Raw genomic sequence first — 17,695 nt, forward strand, 5'->3', positions numbered from 1 at the left:
GGGGCGTCGGTGGGTGGAAAAGTCGGCGAAGGGGACCCGCACGAACTCCGCCTGGGTTCCGTTGATCAGATTCCCCAGGATCCATCCACCGCCCTCGCGGCACTGTCCGCGCATGGTGTCACGGCACGCCGGACAGTGGCCGCAGGCCGAGACGGACGACACGATCACCTGGTCCCCGGGACGCAGGTGGTGGACGTCGCTGCCGACCTCCATGACCTCGCCGACGGCCTCGTGGCCGAGGATCGTCCCCGGCTTCACTTCGGGCAGGTCTCCACGCAGGATGTGCAGATCGGCGCCGCAGACGGTGGTGGCGTCGACGCGTACGACGGCGTCGGCAGGGTCCTCGATGGCCGGATCCGTGACCGTGTCCCAGGAGATCTGTCCGGGGCCGTGGTAGACGAGGGCTCGCATGGTCACCCACTCCCTGGCTGACTCGGCCCGTTCTCTCCACCGTCGCTCTGGGAGTACGGCAGGGCAACCGGGCCATCAGCTTGTCGGGCTCCTCAGTGCCGTCGGACTCCCGGGCCGGGGTGTGGGGCTCCGTCGCCTGGTGTTCATGGCCGGATGGGCGGAGATGCCGCTGCGCCTGTCAATGAGAGCCAGCCGGTCAGCCCGGCCGGGTCGGTGGTCCCGCAGCGGAAGCCGACATGCCCGTCCGGACGGACGGCCACCAGCCCGCGACCGGGGCTGTTCGTCAGCCGGAGGACGGTGACCAGGGGACCGGGCACGGTGTCCGGCGGCGGGTCGGCCTCGCGCTGCAGCAGCAGGTGCACACCCGGGCGGGCCAGCAGCTCGTGCAGCCGCCTGGGAGGTCCTTCGACGCTGACGGTCGCGTCCGGCAGGCGGTCTCCTGGGCGGGGAGCGCCACGCAGGGGCGGTGTTCCCTCCACCGACAGGGGGCTGTGCCGGTAGTTCACCCGCAGCTGGGAGATGAGACGGATGGCCTCGGCGACCAGCCGTCGCCGGTGCAGGAGGGCGGGTATGGCCGGGGCCGTGAGTGGAGCGGCCACTGCGCGCAACCATGAAGGGATCCGGCCGGTCGACGCCTCCGCCCAGAACGCCGTGTGTGTGAGGATCAGCCGTCGATGGGCAGCCGCTCTGCGCTCCCTGTCGTAGGAGTCGAGCAGCATTTCGGCATCCCGCCTGCCTGTGGACTGGCCGGAGCAGTTCGCCGCGAAGCCGAGCTTCCAGCCGAGGTTCACCGCGTCCTGGATACCGGCGTTCATGCCCTGGCCGGTGGCCGGTGAGTAGTTGTGAGCCGCGTCCCCCGCGAGGAAGAGCCGCCCCCGGCGGAACCGCCCGGCGAGGCCGCACTGCAGCGGCACCCGTGCGGACCACGCGAGACGCTCGATCCGGGCCTGAAGCGCCGCGTCGTTGAGGAGGTGCTGGAGCTCGGCCTGCGGGACGGCGGATCCGGGTTGGCCGAAGTTCTGGCCGGGCGCGTCGGTGGACGCCCGTGTGGCCAGCAGCCGCCAGGTGGCCTGCTCGCCGAGCGGGAAGAGGAACAACAGCCCGCGGCGCCCCGCGAACACCTCGGCACCGGAGCGCTCGGAGATGCCGCCGAGGTCGAGGTCGGCGAGGACCACCTCTTCGGCGTAGGGCCTGCCGTGCCATCCGATGCCGGCCCAGGCCCGCACGGTACTGGCCGGGCCGTCGCAGCCGACGACGAAGGGGCAGTGCATCTCCTCGATGCCGTGCCGCGATCGCAGCACAGCTCGCACACTGTGCCCGTCGTCGCTGACAGTGGTCAGTTCGGTGTTCCGTTCCACCGTCACCCCGCGGTCGGCGAGTGCCCGCGTCAGCACTCGTTCGACGTCCATCTGCCGCATGAGCGACAGATGGGGGAACGCCGTGTCGGGCAGCGCGAGGTCCGCGAGCCTGGTCTCGACGACGCGGGAGCCGAGATGAAGGTCGACTGCTGGGGCGGGGTCCGCCAGCTCCAGCAGGGCGTCGGTGACGCCGAGTGGGCGCAGGACTTCCAGAGTGCGGGGGTGCAGGATGAGCGCACGGGAGGGCCGGAACGGCTCGGGACGCCGCTCGACGATGCGGATCCGTGCTCCGTGGTCATGGGCCTCCAGGGCGAGGGTGAGGCCGGTTGTACCGGCCCCGACGACCAGGATGTCCGCCACTGTCATCACGTCCCGGCCTGGATGCGCCACCATGCTGCGCTGTCGTGCGGCGCAATGTTTTCGATCAGCCCAGGATCCGTGATCACGTCGTCGCGGCGCAGCCCGGGCACAACGGCATAGCTGATCGAACCAGGCACGCTGACCAGCGCCAGGACCCGCCACAGGGAACGCGCGTAGTGCTCGGCGCGCTCCGTGCCGTCCCACTCGTACACGCCGCGGTAGCGATCATGCTCGTCGTGGGCCAGCCACAGCTTCGAGGTGAAACCAGGAAAGCCGACGAACAGCGGGGTGTTCAGCAGGCTCTCAGCGCGGAACAGGGCGTGTGCGGGCCTGCGCACCCGGCGCAGCCGGAAGGTGACCACCAGCGTGCACGGGTCCTTCGCCAAGCCGCTGCCGAGGCGGGTCTCCCGGTACACCCGGGCCGAGGTGCCGTCGGCGAAGCGCAGCCGCATCTCCTGCCGTTCCTTCGGCAGACGGACCCGGTGCCGCGCGAGCAGCGCGAAGGTGGAGAGGAAGCATGTGGCCACGGCCCTCCACGCCTCGCCAGGGTCGAGGGGTTTCTGTTCACCCATGGTGGCCGCCTCACGAAGTGCCGTAACGGGCGTACGGGGCCCCGGCCCTGCCACCCCTCCTGCCGGACCGGAGTGCCCCGTACAACCACCATGAGTGAATGCGCCGTGCCGCGCGAAACCTGGTGCGCGGGTCGGCAATTGGCCGTTATCCCCTGCTATGTGCGGGCGTCCCAACTCCTTCTAGTCCGGCTCCATGTAGGGGCGACGGAAGACCGGTGTCCGGCTGTCGGCGTGCGGGCGGATCGCTGCCAGTGCCTGGACCACCGCGGCCTCCAGGGAACCGCTCGTATCGACCCTGACGGCATCAGGCCAGGGCGGTTCCGTGGCAGCCATGGCGGTGGCCACGTCGACGCCGGCGTCGGACGCCCCGGGCGCGCGGGTGGCGAGGCGGGTTGTGGTCACCTCCTCCGGAACGTGGCAGTGCAGGGCGACGAGGTCGGCGTGGGTGCGTTCGGCCATGCTCAGGGCGGCTTCGCGCTGTGCGGCGTCGTGCCAGGTGGCGTCCAGGACGACGGACTCACCCTGGGACAGCAGGGTCGATGCGCGGTCGAGGAGGGCCGCGTACGTCTTGTTGGTCCATTCGGGGGAGTACAGGCCCTCGCCGTAGGCGGCGGCAGCCGGCTGTTCCGCCGGGATGCCCGCCAGTTCCTTGCGGAGGCGGTCGCTGCTGAGCAGGGTGACGCCGAGGCGGTCGGCGAGCGCGCCGGAGAGCGTGGACTTGCCGCTGCCCGGGAGTCCGCCGACGAGGGTCAGGCCGACGGCTGAGGCGCGCAGGTGGCGCAGGGCGGTCGTGATCAGTCGGTGTGCTGCCGCCTCCGCGCCGGGCGTGCCCTGGCGTGCCTGGATCAGGGAGACCTTGGCCCGGACGAACGCGCGGTAGGCGACGTAGTGGTGGCGCAGGGAGGGAGGCGCCGGGTCGCCGGAGTACTCGCCGTACTCGGCGAGGAAAAACGTCGCCGCCTCCAGGGCGCCGAGTTGTTCCAGGTCCATGGCGAGGAAGGCGGCGTCGTCGAGGCCGTCGACGTAACGAAGGGTGTCGTCGAACTCCAGGCAGTCCAGGACGCGTGGGCCGTCGTCGAGGCAGAAGATGTCCTCGGCGAGCAGGTCTCCGTGGCCGTCGACCACCCGTCCCTGCTCGATGCGCCTGTCGAACAAGGGCTCGCGGCCGGCAAGGTAGCGGCGCACCAAGCGCTCGATCTCCTCCACCCCGTCGGGCACGGTGCCGTCGTCGGACAGGGCGCGGACCTGGGCGAAGCTCGCTTCCCAGCGCGAGGACAGTGCGTCGCGCGTCCCCTGCTCGGTCACCTCCCGGCCGCGAGGTGCGCTCGCGTGGTGGGCGGCGAGCAGCCGGGCGACGGCCCGAAGGGCGTCGTCGACGGCCGCTCCTTCCCGTACGAGCCGGGAGAGGCGGCGCTCGGTGGCCATGCGGCGCATCACCACGACGGGTTCCGGTACGTCGGTGTCCGGGCTGCGGAATTCGCCGACGCCGAGGTAGACGTCGGGGGCGAAACGGCGGTTGAGGACGACCTCTCTCTCGCACGCGGCCTTCCGGGCGGCCACCGTGGTGTAGTCCAGGAATGTCAGGTCGACTGGTTTCTTCACCTTGTAGGCGCGGTCCCCGATGAAGAGGACCACGGCGGTGTGTGTCTCGCGCACCTCGGCGCGCGAGAGCGACGGGGCTCTGGGGGCGTCGTCCCGCCGCGCCGACGCCATCGGCTCGCCGGGGTGGTTCGGCTCAGTCATGGGGGACGACGGCGACAGGGCACCGCGCGTGGTGGGCGGCGGCTTGGGCCACGGGGCCCAGGCGTGGTGCCAGGGGAGGGTGGTGCTTGCGTCGGCCGACGACCAGCAACTCGGCGCCTGCGGCGGCTCCTACGACGGCCCTGGCGGGGCTGTCGAGGCGGATGGACTCAGCTACGACCACGCCCGGGAACTTCTCGCGCCAGGGGCGGAGGGCCTGGCTCAGGCCCTTCTGGGCCTCCTGCCTGACCTCGTGGGTCACGGTGTGATCCACGCCCCAGGGGGCGTACGCGTGGATCGGCACGCCGCGGCCATGGACGGTGCGGAGCGGCACGCCCCGCACCGCGGCGGTGGTGAAGGCGAATTCGAGCAGGTCGTCGCACGGTCCGTGCAGTTTCAGTGCCACCACCACGCCGCCTGCCGAAGCTGATTCGGGCGCGCGACCTTCTTCCCCTCGCTCGGCGCGCACCAGGACCACGGGCCGCTCGGCGCGTGCCACCACGGACATGCTGATGTCGCCGAGGAAGTAGCTTTCCACGGGAGTCAGGCCCCGCGAGCCGAGCACGAGCATCTCGGACTCCGACGATGCCTGGAGCAGTGCCTTCTGCGCGTCGTCGGCCACCAGGTTGCCGACGACGGTGAGGCCCGGGTGGCGCGCCTGGAGTTCCGCCTGGGCGTTGTGCATGAGTCGCTTCGCCCAATAGTTCTGATCGATTTCCGCGGGGATGCGGGTCGGCTCGGGGGCCAACAGGGGCCATGCGTGCAGCAGGCGGAGGGCGAGATTGCGTCGCTCGGCTTCGCCGGCGGCCCAGCGGGCGGCGGCGAGGCTCTCGGGTGAGCCGTCGAGGCCGACGGTGAGGGCTTGTTCCATGGCGACTGCCTCCGTCTCGTACGAAGCTGGAAGGACGGTGAGTGCGGTCACCGCCCGGACGGCTGCCGCCCCCGTGCGTCGGTGGCCGTGCAGGTCGGCCGTGGGGCGTGCTCGACGCGACGCACGAGCGTTGGCGCCGACCGACAGAGCACGGTGCTTCTACATCGAGGACTACCCCAGATCTCCTCGCGGCGCATGTGGTCCCCGGCGAGGCGGCGCTCGCACGGGCGTGAAGTCCGGAACAAGGGAGGTGGGAGCGGTGGTGGTTCCCCTGGTGGTCGGCATCGACGGGTCCGCGGCGAGCCTTGAGGCGGTGGAGTGGGCCGCGGACGAGGCGGTCCGGCACGAGGTGCCGCTCCATCTCGTGCACGCGGCCGTAACAGACCACGAGACGCCCGACCTTGTGGCTGTCGCCTCGGAGCGAGCCGGCAAGAGCGCGCCGACGGTACGGCTGTCCAGTGAGGTAGTGCACGAGGACGCGGCGTCCGCCCTGGTCGGCGAAGGGCGCAACGCCTTCGCTCTGGTACTCGGATCCCGAGGGCTCGGAGATCTCGCCGGGCTGCTCCTGGGCTCGGTCAGCTTGGCCGTGGCCGCTCATGCCGACTGCCCGGTCGTCGTCGTGCGCGGTGGGCTGGAGCACCGGAACGGCCGGCTCGGGAGCGTCGTCGTCGGTGTCGAGGACGGGCAGGGCAGCGGTACGGCTGTGGACTTCGCGCTCCGGGAGGCCCATGTGCGGCGCTGTCGGCTGGTGGCGGTGCACGCCTGGAGCATCCCGGTCGGGAACCCTGGGCCGCCGGGCTTTTCCGGATACGCCCTCCAGGCCATGGGGCGCCCTCCGGCGCAGGTGCTCGCTGACGCACTGTGCAGCCCTGCGGAGCGGTATCAGGACGTGCCGGTGAGTAGCGAGGTGGTCGAGGGCCCGGCCCGGCGGGCGCTCTTGGAGGCTGCGTCCGGTGCTGATCTGCTCGTCGTCGGGGCCCGCAGGCGACATGGGCACGTGGGTCTGCAGTTGGGCCTGGTCAACCACGCGGTGCTGCATCACGCGCCGTGTCCGATCGCGGTCGTACCGCAGGTATGACCCCGTGACGAGCAGGGTGGGTCGAGTGGCCGTTCAGCAGGGACCTTCGGCCCAGTGATCGGACTCTGCCGCCGTTGGAGGGTGGTGAGGGAGTCAGACGTGGCGGGGGGACGCACCAGCAACAGCTGGAGGACAGACCATGAGCGCACAGGATCCGCCGCACGCATCCGGTCCCCACCGACCGCACAAGGAGCAGCCCCCGCCGAGGGGCGCGAACCCGCTGAGGCGTACGTCCGATCGGGCCGAAGCCTGGTGCTCCGGCTTCCTGCTGGCGGTGCTTGTCCTCGGACTGCCCGTGGCGTCGGTGACCGCGGGGCTGGCGGTCCACGAGTCGACGATGCGCACCGTTCAAGCCCAGTCCGCGGAGCGGTTCCAGGTCACCGCTCGGGTGACCTCGGCCCCGGAGGCAGCATCGGGCGGTACTGCGGACGAGAAGCAGAAGGTTCAGGTCAGGTGGACCGACAAGGACGGCCGGCAGCAGACGGGAAGCGCCCCTGTACCGCTGGACAAGACCGCAGGCTCGACCGTGCGGATCTGGGTGGACCGGGAAGGAACCGTCAAGAACCCGCCGATGTCCGCGACCAACGCGAAGGCCGGCGGCTGGCTCATGGGCGGCATGACGGCGGTCGGCGTGTACGCCGGCTTCGTGGCTGCGCGTAAAGGTATGCGCCTGGCGTTGGACCGCAGAAGGTACGCACAGTGGGACGCCGAATGGGACCGGGTGGAACCCATTTGGTCCGCGCGGTTCCACAGGTGACAGACCGGGGCCCTGAGCGTGGTCCAGGAGGTGACGCAGATGTCCGATGCGACGACCACTGACCTCTACGAGGTCACGATGGCGATGTCGTACCTGCGGGAGGGGATGACCGGCCCGGCAACGTTCAGCCTGTTCGTTCGCGACATGCCGCCCGGCCGGGGCTTCCTGGTGGCCGCCGGCCTGGAGTCGTCGCTGGACTTCCTGTCCGGGTTCCGGGTCGACGCCGAGGATGTCGATTCCTTCGCCTCAGCACTGCACCGGCCTCCGCGTGATCTGGCCCCGCTGCTGGGCATGGAGTTCACCGGCCTGGTGCGGGCGGTGCCGGAGGGGCGGATCGTCCTGGCGGGAGAGCCGGTGCTGGAGGTGACTGCTCCGCTCCCGCAGGCCCAGCTGGTCGAGACGTACATCCTCAACCAGGTCAACCACCCGACGACGATCGCCTCGAAAGCCGCACGGTGCGTCCTGGCCGCTGCCGGCCATCCGGTCGTGGACTTCTCCCTGCGCCGCACGCACGGCCCGCAAGCCGGTTTCCAGGCCGCCCGGCTGGGCGCCATGGTCGGATTCGCCGGAACGAGCAACGTCGCCGCGGCCACCGCCGAAGGACTCTCGGCCGTCGGCACGATGGCCCACTCGTACATCGAGGCGTTCGGAACACAGGAGGCGGCCTTCCGGGCCTTCGCCCGGTCCCACCCCGGTCCGGTGACGCTCCTGGTGGATACCTACGACACCGAAGAGGGGGTACGCGTCGCGTCCTGCGGGACCTGGACCGTGGGCCCGGCTCGGCCGTACGGCTGGACAGCGGAGACCTGGAGCCCTGGCGCTGACGGCGCGCGCCATCCTCGACGCGGCGGGACTGCCGGACGTACGGATCATCGCCAGCGGCGGTCTCGACGAGTACGCCGTGGACGAACTGGTCCGCTCCGGGGCGCCGATCGACGTCTACGCCGTCGGCACCCGCGTCGGGGTCTCGGCCGACGCCCCGTTCCTGGACTCGGCCTACAAGATGGTCGAGTACGACGGCCGACCGGTGATGAAGCTCTCCTCGGCCAAGGTGACCGTCCCTGGACAGAAGCAGGTGTTCCGCCGTCCCGGATTCGCGGACGTGATCGGGCTCCATGATGAGCAGCCGCCGGGAGCGGGCGTACCGCTGCTGGAGACGGTCATGCGGAACGGGAGTCGCACCGTCGAGCGCCCCACTCTGGACGACGGCGGGGAGAGGTTCGCCGCCGACCTGGCCGGGCTCCCGCCCGCGGCACGCCGCATTCAGGCCCCCCTCGCGCCACGCGCGACCATCTCCGGACAGCTGACTGTCCTCGCCGACCAGGTCCGGCACCGTATCGAAGACGAGGTCCTGGCCTCATTCGCCAACCTGCGCAACCACGAGCGGAGCGCGACCGGATCACAGCGCTCCCAACCGAGATGAGGAGGACAGCGATGCCGCATACCGTGGAATGGAAGGTTCGCTTCTACCTCTTCGAGGAAGAGGGAACGACCAAGGCACGTGTGGTGCTGGACACCGGGACCACGGAGCTCACCGGGCACGGGGCCGCGCACAGGAACCCAGCGGACATGGACGTGCCGGAGATCGGTGACGAGCTGGCGGCGGGCAGGGCCCTGCACGACCTCGGCCGGCAGCTGGTGAACGTTGCCGAGCGTGACATCGAGGGCATCGGCGCGGCCGCCGCCGGGCGCAGGGACCACCCGGAGACCGGCTGGCCGTTGCCGGATCAGATGCAAGGAGGATGACCGATGACGCTGCCCGCGCACCATCACCATGGGAGGGGCGGTCTCCCCGCATGGGACCCCATCCGCGAACTTGAGGACCTGCACACTCGCATGGACCGTCTCATGCAGTCCGCCTTTCCCGGCGGCGCCGAACTCGGCACCGCCGGGGCATGGGCGCCGCTGGCGGACATCGAGGACACGGAGGACGCGTACCTGGTGGAGCTGGAGCTTCCCGGTGTGGACAAGGACGACATCACCGTGGAGGTCACCGACTCCGAGATCGATGTCCACGGCGAGATCAAGGAGAAGGAACGCACCGGCGTGGTCCGGCGGCGCGCCCGCCACGTCGGGGAGTTCGACTACCGCACGAGTCTGCCGCCGAACTCGGACACCGAACACATCAGCGCCGAGCTGACCAACGGGGTTCTCACCGTCCGCGTCCCGAAAGCCGAGAAAGCCAAGGCGCATCGCATCGAGATCGCCGGCTGAGCCAAGGGCGGGAGCAGCCCTCGTTGCTCCGAGCCAGTTCCTGCGATGCCTCAGCTGTCCTTTGCCGAATTCTGGGAGTCGTCCGGGCGGTGCGCGATGTGCTGGGCGACAGAGACCACGCCGTCAACGCTCCGGCACAGCCGCTCGATCACCGGGATCAGGCTCCTGACCTTGACGGATCCACCGAGGCTCACGTGCCCTTCGCGAACCTCGACCGTCACGTCCGAGGCGACAGGTCCCAGGGTCCCCCGCAGCAGGTCCCCCGTGATCTCGTCGCGGATGGCGTCGTCACGGCGCAGGAAGATCCTCAGCAGGTCACCGCGGCTGACGATGCCCTGCAGCCGGTCCGTCTCGTCCACCACGGGCAGTCGCTTGACGTTCTGGACCGCCATGAGGCGAGCCGCCTCCACCACGGTCCACTCCGGACGCGCGCACACGGCGGGAGCCGACATCAGCTCCTCGGCCCTGGCGCCTTCGGCCTTGGCACGCTCCCACGCCTCCAGATGCGGAACCGGTGTCAGGCCGGACGGGTCGGCCTGGGCAGAGGACTTGCGCAGCAGGTCGGCCTCGGACACCACGCCCATGGGGCGGTCGAGTTCGTCGACCACGGGTACGGCGGTGACGCCGTTGTCCGCGAGCAGCTTGACGATCTCCTTGAACGGCGTGTCGCACCGTGCTCGCACGACGTCTCGGGTCATGAGCTCCTCGACCGTACGGTGATGCATGTCGCCTCTCCCTTCCGGGCGAAGACAGCCAGTGGCAAGAGGATGGGGGCTGCCCCGGACCGGCCGTCGGCAACCCGGATCACGGAGGTTCTCGTCCCTTGCGGCGGCAGGCCGCGCGGGGGACGTTGGGTTACAGCAGCATTCTGCGGAAACGGCGGCGATCATGCGAGCTCAACTGGGCGATCAACTCGTGGTAAAGAGCCCTGCCACCGGCGCCACCAGGCGCGAAGGCGAGATTGTCGGACTCCACCACGAGGATGGAACGCCTCCCTACGATGTGCGCTGGTCGGACACGGACGAGGTGACCCTCGTCTTTCCCGGGCCCGACGCACACATCCGTCACATCGAGCACGGGCCCGGGAGCGTACACGAGCCTTCCCGGCCACGTACGGACCAGGCAGGCGGGCAGAGAAGTGCCGAGCCCCGCGGAACCCCGCCGGGCAGGCCGCCCAATCCCGGTGACATCGGCCGCCGCGTTGCCACCGAACGCACACGCCAAGGACTGACCCGGGAAGATACAGCTCGCCGCGCCAGAATGGCACCGGAATACCTGGCATACCTCGAAGAACAGCCCGCCGACCCGACCGTTGCCACTCTTATCGGCCTGGCTGATGCGCTGGGCACCACCACCGCCGCTCTGCGCGGAGGCGGCATCGATCTGCCGCCTGGCCTGGGCCAGGCGCTCCTGCACCCTCGGCTGCTCGACCTCCACCCCGACGAATGCCGCACCCTGATGTCCACACACGGCGTGGGGCGCGTCGCGGTGTCGACAGCGCACGGCCCGGCGGTGGTTCCGGTGAACTACGGGGTCGTCGACGACGCGATCGCGTTCCGGACCGCGCCGGACTCGGTCCCGGCGGCGGCCGTGGGATCGGAAGTCGCCTTCGAGGTCGACCATGTCGACGAAGCCATGAGCCAGGGCTGGAGCGTGCTCGTCGTCGGACCCGCGCGTGAGGTTACCGACCCTGACGCCGTGCGGAAGCTCGTCGATCGCGCCCACACCACGCCGTGGTCAGGCGGTGAACGCGACATGTGGGTGTCGATCCAGCCCACACGCATCACGGGGCGCCGTATTACTTCGGCCGAGCAATGAGGGAGGAGCGCCGGCCACTCCTCCCCGCCCGGTACGTACGACTGGTTCGGCCTTTTACCGCTCGCCCCTCGGTCCGGCCGGAGTGGTGGACTCATCGGTGAGGTGGGGCTGGACATCCACGACGCCCTCCACTGCGCGCACGAGGCGCACGGCAACCGAGATCAGCGAGGTGTCCTGGATGTGTCCGCGGAGGGTGACGACGCCCTCGTACGCGTTCACGTGGATGGCGTGGCTGAAGGCCGGGAAGAGGTAGGACACCACGGTGCGGCGGACCTCCTCCTCGATTTCCTCGTCCGATCGCAGGAAGACCTTCAGCAGGTCGGCGCGGCTGACGATGCCCTGGAGCATGCCAATGTCGTCGATCACGGGCAGCCGTTTGACGCGCCGGACGGCCATGATCCTGGCCGCCTGCGCCAAGGTGGCGTCGGGGTGGACCGTGATGGCGGGGGTGCTCATGAGCTCCTCCGCCGTCACTGCCCCCGCCTTGGCGACGTCGGACAGGCGCCGACGTTGCTCGAAAAGGCTCGGGTCGCTGTCGCGGAACTCCTCCTTGGGCAGCAGGTCGGCCTCGGAGACGACGCCGATGACGCGCCCTTCTCCCTCGAGCACCGGCATGGCACTGACCTTCCACTGCTCCATGGTCCGGACGATCTCCTTGAAGAGGGCGTCACGTCCCACGGCCACGACCGTGTGGGTCATCACATCGCTGACGATGTGCGGGGTCTCAGGCACCGCAATCCTCCTCGTCTCGCCTCGTCAGGGCACCTCGCCTGCGCCGTAGGGCGCGTACAGGTCGAGCAGTCGCACCCGGGCGGACCTGAGCCGGGCTGCGATCACTCCGGCGACATAGGTGCACATTTCGTGCTGCAGTTCCGGGTTCTTGCCGCACAGCTCACGGACCGCGGCCGCATCGAACTCGTAGGCGCGCACCGGGCTGCTGGCCTGGGCGCCCAGGTGCCAGTGGTGGGGAGGGACGAACCATGACCAGCCCAGCAGTTCCCCGGCCCCGAGGGTGTCGACGACCGCTGCGCGGCGGCCGGGCACGTGCAGGTCGAGAGCGACGGTGCCCGTGTGGATGATCCAGAAGCGGTCGGCCTTGCCGCCCTCGTTGTAGACGCGCTCGTCGATCTCGAACGACACCTCGCGAGCGAGGGACATGAGCTGCTCGCGATGCTCCTTGGTCAGGGCGCCGAAGACGCCGGTCCTCGCAACCACAATGGTCTTCCCTTCTCCATGACCTCGAAGTGGAGGCGGGCTCGTATCCGATCACGGACGTCTCACCAGGCACGGACCCAGGCCAACGCGAAGGCAGTGGCGGCGATGCCGAGTGGCACCGAGCACTGTGCTCCCGGCCGCATGGCTCCACGATCGTCGCAAATCAGCATGGTGCAACCCGGGCCGAGACCTCCCTGCGAGAGTCCGGCCACGTGTCGCGATGGACCCGGGGCGGTGCGACGGTATTCACAGGGGGCCTTCGCGGTGGCCGGGCAGGAAGGCGGTAGGGACCATGGAGCTCCCGCTGGTCGTAGGTGTCGACGGATCGGAGTCCAGCCTGCAAGCCGTGGACTGGGCGGTGGACGAGGCGGCGCGCCTCGGGCTGCCCTTGCGTCTCGTCTACGCCTCTCTCTGGGAGCGGTACGAGGGAGGCCGTCCGTCCTTCAGCACCGATCGTCCGTCCGAAGAGGTCATGGCGGAGCACATCATCGCGTCCTGCGGGGAACGCGCCCGGCTGCGCAACCCTGAGGTGAAGGTGTCGAGCGAGGTGCTGCCCGACGGCGCCGTGTCCGTGCTGCTGCACGCGGCACATGAATCCTCTGCCCTGGTCACGGGCTCCCGCGGACGCGGCGAGGTCGCCGGGATGCTGCTGGGCTCAGTCAGCCTTACGGTGGCCGCCCGTGCCACCTGCCCGGTCATCGTGGTCCGCGGCGCGGAGCGGAATCGGCAGGGTTCCTTCGGCCGGGTCGTGGTCGGCGTCGGCGACTCCACCGAGGGCTCGGCTGCGCTGCGGTTCGCCTTCCACGAGGCCGAGGCACGCGGCTGCGCACTCAAGGCCGTACGGGCCTGGCGCCGCCCCGCCCACGAGCACGTGGACAGCCCTCTGATCGCCGATGATGCTGCACGTTCCCACGAGGAACGGGCCTCCACTCTCCTCACCGACGCACTGCGCGACGCCGAACGGAGTCACCCGCAGGTCGAAGTGCGGCGCCAAGCCGTCGAAGGCCCCGCCCACAAGGTCCTCCTGGACGCCTCGGCCGACGCCGACCTGGTGGTTGTGGGTGCGCTGAGGCGGCACGGCCACTTCGGTCTGCAGCTCGGCAGGGCTGCCCATGCCCTGCTGCATCACGCCGAGTGCCCGGTGGCCGTCGTCCCGCAGCGGGTCTGAACTCCGGCGCGCGTCGCACGTTCCTGCACATCTCGTGACGGGAGAAGGCGAGGGCGACGGATGTCGGAGTGGACCTGGGAATACGAGGGATACGACCCCGCCGCCGAGCGGTTGCGCGAATCGTTGTGCACGCTCGGCAACGGCTGCTTCGCCACCCGCGGTGCGGTGCCCGAGAGCAGGGCGGGCCTGGTGCATTACCCGGCCACCTACGCGGCCGGGATCTACAACCGCCTGGAATCCGCTGTGGCGGGGCGACGGGTGGTGAACGAGGACCTGGTGAACCTCCCCAACTGGCTGCTCCTGCGGTTTCGTCTTCGTTCCGCCGACGGATCGGTGGGCCCGTGGTTCTCTCCCGACGCGCGGCAATTGTTCGACTACCGGCACACATTGGATCTCCGCCGTGCCACGTTGACGCGCACGTTCCGGTACTGGGACGACGAGGCGGCCGGCGTGCTGAGCGTGGAACAGGTCCGCCTGGTGCACATGGCGGATCCGCACCTGGCCGCGCTGCGAACCGTTTTCACGTCCGAGGAGTGGTCGGGCGAGGTCGAGGTCGAGTCCGTCCTCGACGGCGACGTGACCAACAACAACGTCCACCGCTACCGGTCCCTCAACCGGAACCACCTGACCCAGGTGTGGACGGGAGAGGCGGCGAACGATACGACGTGGCTGCGTTGCCGGACCAGCAGCTCCGACATCGCGATCAGCATGGCGGCGCGTACGGTCGTCACGGGACAGCGGCCCGCGTCGTCCGAGCTTCGCCCGTCTGGCCACCGCGCCGTACACCGACTGGTGATCCCGATAGCCCCGGGCCGGCCCGCCGTGGTCGAGAAGACCGCGGCCCTGCACACCTCACATGACCTGGCGATCAGTGACCCGGTCGGCGCGGTGCTGGACCGGGTGACCGCTGCCGGGGATTTCTCGGAGCTCCTGGACTCCCACGTGTCGGCCTGGGCGCGGTTGTGGCGGCGGGCGGACATCCAGGTCCCCGGCGAGGCGGGTCGTGTGCTGTGTCTGCATCTGTTCCATGTGCTGCAGACGCTGTCACCGCACACCGCGGAGCTGGACGTGGGTGTGCCGGCCCGTGGCCTGCACGGTGAGGCGTACCGGGGCCACGTCTTCTGGGACGAGCTGTTCGTGCTGCCGTATCTCAACCTGCACTTCCCGGAGGTCTCACGGTCGCTGCTGAACTACCGTCACCGGCGCCTGCCGCAGGCATGCCGGGCGGCTCGCGCGGCGGGCCGGTCCGGGGCCATGTACCCATGGCAGTCCGGCAGCGACGGGCGCGAGGAGACACAGCAGCTGCACCTCAACCCCCGTTCGGGCCGCTGGCTGCCCGACAACTCCCGTCTCCAGCACCACGTCGGCTCTGCGATCGCCTACAACGTGTGGCAGTACTGCGAAGCGACCGGCGACTCCGAGTACCTGCACACCAAGGGCGCGGACATGCTGCTGCAGATTGCCCGCTTCTGGGCGAAGCACGCGGTGTTCGCTCCCGACCTCGGCCGCTACCGCATCCGCGGCGTGGTCGGCCCCGACGAATACCACGACAGCTACCCGGATGCCGCCCGGCCAGGCATCGACGACAACGCGTACACCAACGTCACCGCCGCTTGGGTCCTCAGCCGAGCTCTCGACCTGATACAGCGCTTGCCCGCATGGCGCCGAGACGAACTGTTGGAGCGTATCCAACTGGACAGCGGCGAACTCCCGGAATGGGAGGAGATCTCCCGGCGGTTGCGGGTGCCGTTCCACCAGGGTGTCATCAGCCAGTTCGACGGCTACGGCGATCTCGCCGAGCTGGACTGGGACGCTTACCGCGCCCGCTACGACAGCATCCGGCGGCTGGACCGGATCCTCGAGGCCGAGGGCGACACCGTCAACCGCTACCAAGCCTCCAAGCAGGCCGACGTGCTGATGCTCGGTTACCTCTTCTCGGCCGCCGAGCTGCGGGACCTGTTCCGCCGCCTCGGCTACGACGTGGACGACGAGATCTGGCGCAGGACCGTCGATTACTACCTCAAGCGCACCAGTCACGGCTCCACTCTCAGCGGCCTCGTCCACGCCTGGGTCCTCGCGCGTGCCAGACAGGCCGAGGCGTGGACGTATTGCAAGGAAGCCCTGGAACAGGACGTCGCCGACCTTCAGGGCGGCACGACCGGTGAAGGCATCCACCTCGGTGCCATGGCCGGCACCCTGGACCTGGTGCAGCGCGGCCTGACCGGGCTGGAGACCCGCGAGGACGCCCTGCGGCTGGACCCGGTGCCGCTTCCGGCGCTGTCGGAGTACGGGTTCTCCCTGCGCTACCGCGGCCACTGGGGCGTCCGCGTCCGGCTGCGTAGCGGACAGTTGGGAATCGGTGTGCCCGACTCGGAGGAATCCCCGATCCGTGTGGTCCTGCCCGACCGGGCCGTGACCGTCGCACCGGGAGAGACCTGCACGCTTGTGCTGTCGGTGAACTGATTCGCGTGGCGGACCGGAAACGACGTGACGGCTTGGTGAGGGGGTTGCCGAAGATCTGGACCCACGAGACGACGCCCGGCCACCCCACCCACTCAGCACTGAGCCGAATACGGGCGACGCGGAGGAGGGATGTGCCCCGCCGGCCGACGGTTTCGAGCGCCCGTGCCGCGCGTGCGGTCGGCCCGGACAGGCGGCATGGGCGGCGAAGCGGTCGCCGTCCGACAGTTAGGACGCCTGCCATTGGCTCGTCGGCCTGGGAGAACCCCTCAGGTCCGATGCCGGACGTCGAAGTGCGCGGAGTGCGCGGTCAGCTTGCCGAGCAATTCGATGAGGGTCTGCTGCTCGTCCTCACTGAGGGCGCCCGCCCACTCTTGTTCACGTGCGTTGTGCGCCTGGAAGGCAGTGGTGATCGCATACAGGCCGGCCTCGGTGAGGCCGAGCTGGACCGCGCGCCCGTCGTAGGAGGCGCGCTCCTTGCTCACCAGGCCGTCCCGTTCCAGCGTGTTCACCAGCGCCGACACGGCGGCTCGGCTCATGCCGGACAGCTCCGCGACCTTCTTCGCCTCGACCGGGCCCGACAGCCAGATGGCGAACAGCACTCGGAAGCCGGGCCATGACCAGCCGCGAGGCCTGTGTACGGCGGATTCGAGGTCGTAGACGAGCATGTTGGCCGCGCGGTGGAGGGTGAGCACCAGCCGCATGGCGAGCGGGTCGATGCCGGGGAGTTCCCGCGAGGCCCGGTCGACGGCGTGGTCGATGAACGACCAGAAGTGCAGGTGGTCGGCATCCAGCGGTTCCGGTTCCTGGGTCACAGTCGGAGTCTAGGTCGGGCGGCATCACGGACCGCACTCGGGAAGCGGGCACGCGTCGGCACCCCGTCCAGGTTTCCGGACCGTAAAAAACCTTCGCCCGAGGGCTTCCCCAGGGATGCCGACGGGGGTACGGTCCCAATTAATCAAAGCATTGATTACATGCCCTGAGTAGTAGTTGTTCTGTTTTGTCCCCTGGGTCTGTCAGGGGGCAGGTCTCCTCCCGGCCGTGCGTCCCGATGCGCGGCCGGGTAGCCCCGGCCGTTCCTCCTTCTTCGTCGACGGGGACGGTCCGGCGGGCGATCGATCCCAAGGAACCTCGTATGCCCGAAGCACTCGCTCCCCCCAGTCCCGGCGCGCTGCGTGCCTGCATGTCCCGTTTCGCCACCGGCGTCACGGTGGTGTCGTACGCGACCGACAGCGGTCCGCGGGGCGCCACCATGAACTCCTTCACGTCCGTGTCCGCCGAACCGCCGCTGGTCCTGGTCAGCGTCGCCCGCCGGGCCCGGTGCCACGACCAGCTGGCCGACGGGCCCTTCTGCGTGAACATCCTCGGTGCCGAACAGGAGCAGTTGGCCCGGCTGTTCGCCGGGGCCCGGAGCACCGCGGAGCCCCGCTGGGCGGAGGGCGCGCGCGTCCCCCGGCTGGCCGACCCGCTCGCCTGGGTGGAGTGCGAGCCCTGGCGCGCGTACGACGGCGGCGACCACACCCTGGTCCTCGGTCGCGTCACCGACCTCGGCCACCGCGACGGCGACGCCCTGACCTACGCCTGGAGCCGTTTCGCGTCCACGACCGAGTCGACCGACGGCATCGAGCACCTCTTCTGAAGCTCTTCCGCCCGTCCCACCCCCTCTCAAGCCC

Annotated in this window: 17 protein-coding genes and 1 pseudogene; 9 read left to right on the forward strand and 9 right to left on the reverse strand. The window is 70.0% G+C overall.

What is annotated here, in order from left to right:
- The 5 genes from G6048_RS38095 to G6048_RS38115 all read right to left on the reverse strand — a co-directional run.
- Positions 1–411, reverse strand: a 411-nt coding sequence (locus G6048_RS38095) for an alcohol dehydrogenase catalytic domain-containing protein (protein ID WP_165344173.1), incomplete at its 3' end; no start/stop codon positions are given.
- A gap of 143 nt (positions 412–554) precedes the next feature.
- Complete coding sequence (locus G6048_RS38100) at positions 555–2,162, reverse strand: FAD-dependent monooxygenase (RefSeq protein ID WP_165344174.1); 1,608 nt, start codon at positions 2,160–2,162, stop codon at positions 555–557.
- Positions 2,135–2,701: a hypothetical protein gene (locus tag G6048_RS38105; RefSeq protein ID WP_165344175.1), complete on the reverse strand. Its 567-nt coding sequence runs from the start codon at positions 2,699–2,701 to the stop codon at positions 2,135–2,137. The genes G6048_RS38100 and G6048_RS38105 overlap by 28 nt, the downstream gene beginning before the upstream one ends.
- Before the next feature lie 180 nt (positions 2,702–2,881).
- A complete protein-coding gene (locus G6048_RS38110) occupies positions 2,882–4,414 on the reverse strand; it encodes a bifunctional aminoglycoside phosphotransferase/ATP-binding protein (RefSeq protein ID WP_206342638.1) in 1,533 nt (510 codons plus the stop codon).
- 22 nt (positions 4,415–4,436) lie between these two features.
- On the reverse strand, positions 4,437–5,312 hold the full coding sequence (locus G6048_RS38115; protein ID WP_165344176.1) for a universal stress protein: 876 nt from the start codon (positions 5,310–5,312) through the stop codon (positions 4,437–4,439).
- Positions 5,313–5,571: 259 nt separating this feature from the next.
- Between G6048_RS38115 and G6048_RS38120 the strand changes: the two genes are divergently transcribed.
- The 5 genes and pseudogenes from G6048_RS38120 (at position 5,572) to G6048_RS38140 (ending at position 9,361) form a co-directional block, all read left to right on the forward strand.
- Positions 5,572–6,390 (forward strand): universal stress protein, encoded by an 819-nt coding sequence (locus tag G6048_RS38120; protein WP_165344177.1) that lies wholly within the window; start codon positions 5,572–5,574, stop codon positions 6,388–6,390.
- Positions 6,391–6,529: 139 nt separating this feature from the next.
- Positions 6,530–7,147: an Rv1733c family protein gene (locus G6048_RS38125; protein WP_165344178.1), complete on the forward strand. Its 618-nt coding sequence runs from the start codon at positions 6,530–6,532 to the stop codon at positions 7,145–7,147.
- 39 nt (positions 7,148–7,186) lie between these two features.
- Positions 7,187–8,570: pseudogene (locus G6048_RS38130) on the forward strand (nicotinate phosphoribosyltransferase).
- An 11-nt stretch (positions 8,571–8,581) separates the two neighbouring features.
- A complete protein-coding gene (locus G6048_RS38135; protein ID WP_165344179.1) occupies positions 8,582–8,893 on the forward strand; it encodes a DUF1876 domain-containing protein in 312 nt (103 codons plus the stop codon).
- 3 nt (positions 8,894–8,896) lie between these two features.
- A complete protein-coding gene (locus G6048_RS38140) occupies positions 8,897–9,361 on the forward strand; it encodes an Hsp20/alpha crystallin family protein (protein ID WP_165344180.1) in 465 nt (154 codons plus the stop codon).
- Positions 9,362–9,411: 50 nt separating this feature from the next.
- Here G6048_RS38140 and G6048_RS38145 read toward each other — a convergent pair whose 3' ends face one another.
- On the reverse strand, positions 9,412–10,086 hold the full coding sequence (locus G6048_RS38145) for a CBS domain-containing protein (protein ID WP_165344181.1): 675 nt from the start codon (positions 10,084–10,086) through the stop codon (positions 9,412–9,414).
- A gap of 163 nt (positions 10,087–10,249) precedes the next feature.
- Between G6048_RS38145 and G6048_RS38150 the strand changes: the two genes are divergently transcribed.
- On the forward strand, positions 10,250–11,179 hold the full coding sequence (locus G6048_RS38150) for a pyridoxamine 5'-phosphate oxidase family protein (RefSeq protein WP_165344182.1): 930 nt from the start codon (positions 10,250–10,252) through the stop codon (positions 11,177–11,179).
- 54 nt (positions 11,180–11,233) lie between these two features.
- On the opposite strand, the gene G6048_RS38155 is transcribed toward G6048_RS38150, so the two are convergent.
- Entirely contained in the window at positions 11,234–11,911 is a 678-nt protein-coding gene (locus G6048_RS38155; RefSeq protein ID WP_165344183.1) for a CBS domain-containing protein, read from the reverse strand.
- A 24-nt stretch (positions 11,912–11,935) separates the two neighbouring features.
- On the reverse strand, positions 11,936–12,337 hold the full coding sequence (locus tag G6048_RS38160) for a Crp/Fnr family transcriptional regulator (RefSeq protein ID WP_165344188.1): 402 nt from the start codon (positions 12,335–12,337) through the stop codon (positions 11,936–11,938).
- A 349-nt stretch (positions 12,338–12,686) separates the two neighbouring features.
- Here G6048_RS38160 and G6048_RS38165 point away from each other — a divergent pair, with 349 nt between their 5' ends.
- A complete protein-coding gene (locus G6048_RS38165) occupies positions 12,687–13,562 on the forward strand; it encodes a universal stress protein (protein ID WP_165344184.1) in 876 nt (291 codons plus the stop codon).
- A 60-nt stretch (positions 13,563–13,622) separates the two neighbouring features.
- Complete coding sequence (locus tag G6048_RS38170) at positions 13,623–16,025, forward strand: glycoside hydrolase family 65 protein (RefSeq protein ID WP_165344185.1); 2,403 nt, start codon at positions 13,623–13,625, stop codon at positions 16,023–16,025.
- 266 nt (positions 16,026–16,291) lie between these two features.
- Here the strand turns inward: G6048_RS38170 and G6048_RS38175 are convergent, their stop codons facing one another.
- On the reverse strand, positions 16,292–16,837 hold the full coding sequence (locus G6048_RS38175; protein WP_328828183.1) for a MarR family winged helix-turn-helix transcriptional regulator: 546 nt from the start codon (positions 16,835–16,837) through the stop codon (positions 16,292–16,294).
- A 320-nt stretch (positions 16,838–17,157) separates the two neighbouring features.
- On the opposite strand from G6048_RS38175, the gene G6048_RS38180 reads away from it, so the two are divergent.
- A complete protein-coding gene (locus G6048_RS38180) occupies positions 17,158–17,661 on the forward strand; it encodes a flavin reductase family protein (protein ID WP_165344186.1) in 504 nt (167 codons plus the stop codon).
- The last annotated feature ends 34 nt before the right edge of the window (positions 17,662–17,695 follow it).

This window comes from Streptomyces ureilyticus, from assembly GCF_011045025.1.
GTDB classification, from domain to species: domain Bacteria; phylum Actinomycetota; class Actinomycetes; order Streptomycetales; family Streptomycetaceae; genus Streptomyces; species Streptomyces ureilyticus.

Excerpts from the sequence above, each read along its gene's own strand:
- G6048_RS38100 (WP_165344174.1), bottom strand. The coding sequence starts at position 2,162 with ATGGTGGCGCATCCAGGCCGGGACGTGATGACAGTGGCGGACATCCTG.
- G6048_RS38105 (WP_165344175.1), bottom strand. The coding sequence starts at position 2,701 with ATGGGTGAACAGAAACCCCTCGACCCTGGCGAGGCGTGGAGGGCCGTG.
- G6048_RS38110 (WP_206342638.1), bottom strand. The coding sequence starts at position 4,414 with ATGGCGTCGGCGCGGCGGGACGACGCCCCCAGAGCCCCGTCGCTCTCG.
- G6048_RS38115 (WP_165344176.1), bottom strand. The coding sequence starts at position 5,312 with ATGGAACAAGCCCTCACCGTCGGCCTCGACGGCTCACCCGAGAGCCTC.
- G6048_RS38125 (WP_165344178.1), top strand. The coding sequence starts at position 6,530 with ATGAGCGCACAGGATCCGCCGCACGCATCCGGTCCCCACCGACCGCAC.
- G6048_RS38135 (WP_165344179.1), top strand. The coding sequence starts at position 8,582 with ATGCCGCATACCGTGGAATGGAAGGTTCGCTTCTACCTCTTCGAGGAA.
- G6048_RS38140 (WP_165344180.1), top strand. The coding sequence starts at position 8,897 with ATGACGCTGCCCGCGCACCATCACCATGGGAGGGGCGGTCTCCCCGCA.
- G6048_RS38145 (WP_165344181.1), bottom strand. The coding sequence starts at position 10,086 with ATGCATCACCGTACGGTCGAGGAGCTCATGACCCGAGACGTCGTGCGA.
- G6048_RS38150 (WP_165344182.1), top strand. The coding sequence starts at position 10,250 with ATGCGAGCTCAACTGGGCGATCAACTCGTGGTAAAGAGCCCTGCCACC.
- G6048_RS38160 (WP_165344188.1), bottom strand. The coding sequence starts at position 12,337 with ATGTCCCTCGCTCGCGAGGTGTCGTTCGAGATCGACGAGCGCGTCTAC.
- G6048_RS38165 (WP_165344184.1), top strand. The coding sequence starts at position 12,687 with ATGGAGCTCCCGCTGGTCGTAGGTGTCGACGGATCGGAGTCCAGCCTG.
- G6048_RS38170 (WP_165344185.1), top strand. The coding sequence starts at position 13,623 with ATGTCGGAGTGGACCTGGGAATACGAGGGATACGACCCCGCCGCCGAG.
- G6048_RS38180 (WP_165344186.1), top strand. The coding sequence starts at position 17,158 with ATGCCCGAAGCACTCGCTCCCCCCAGTCCCGGCGCGCTGCGTGCCTGC.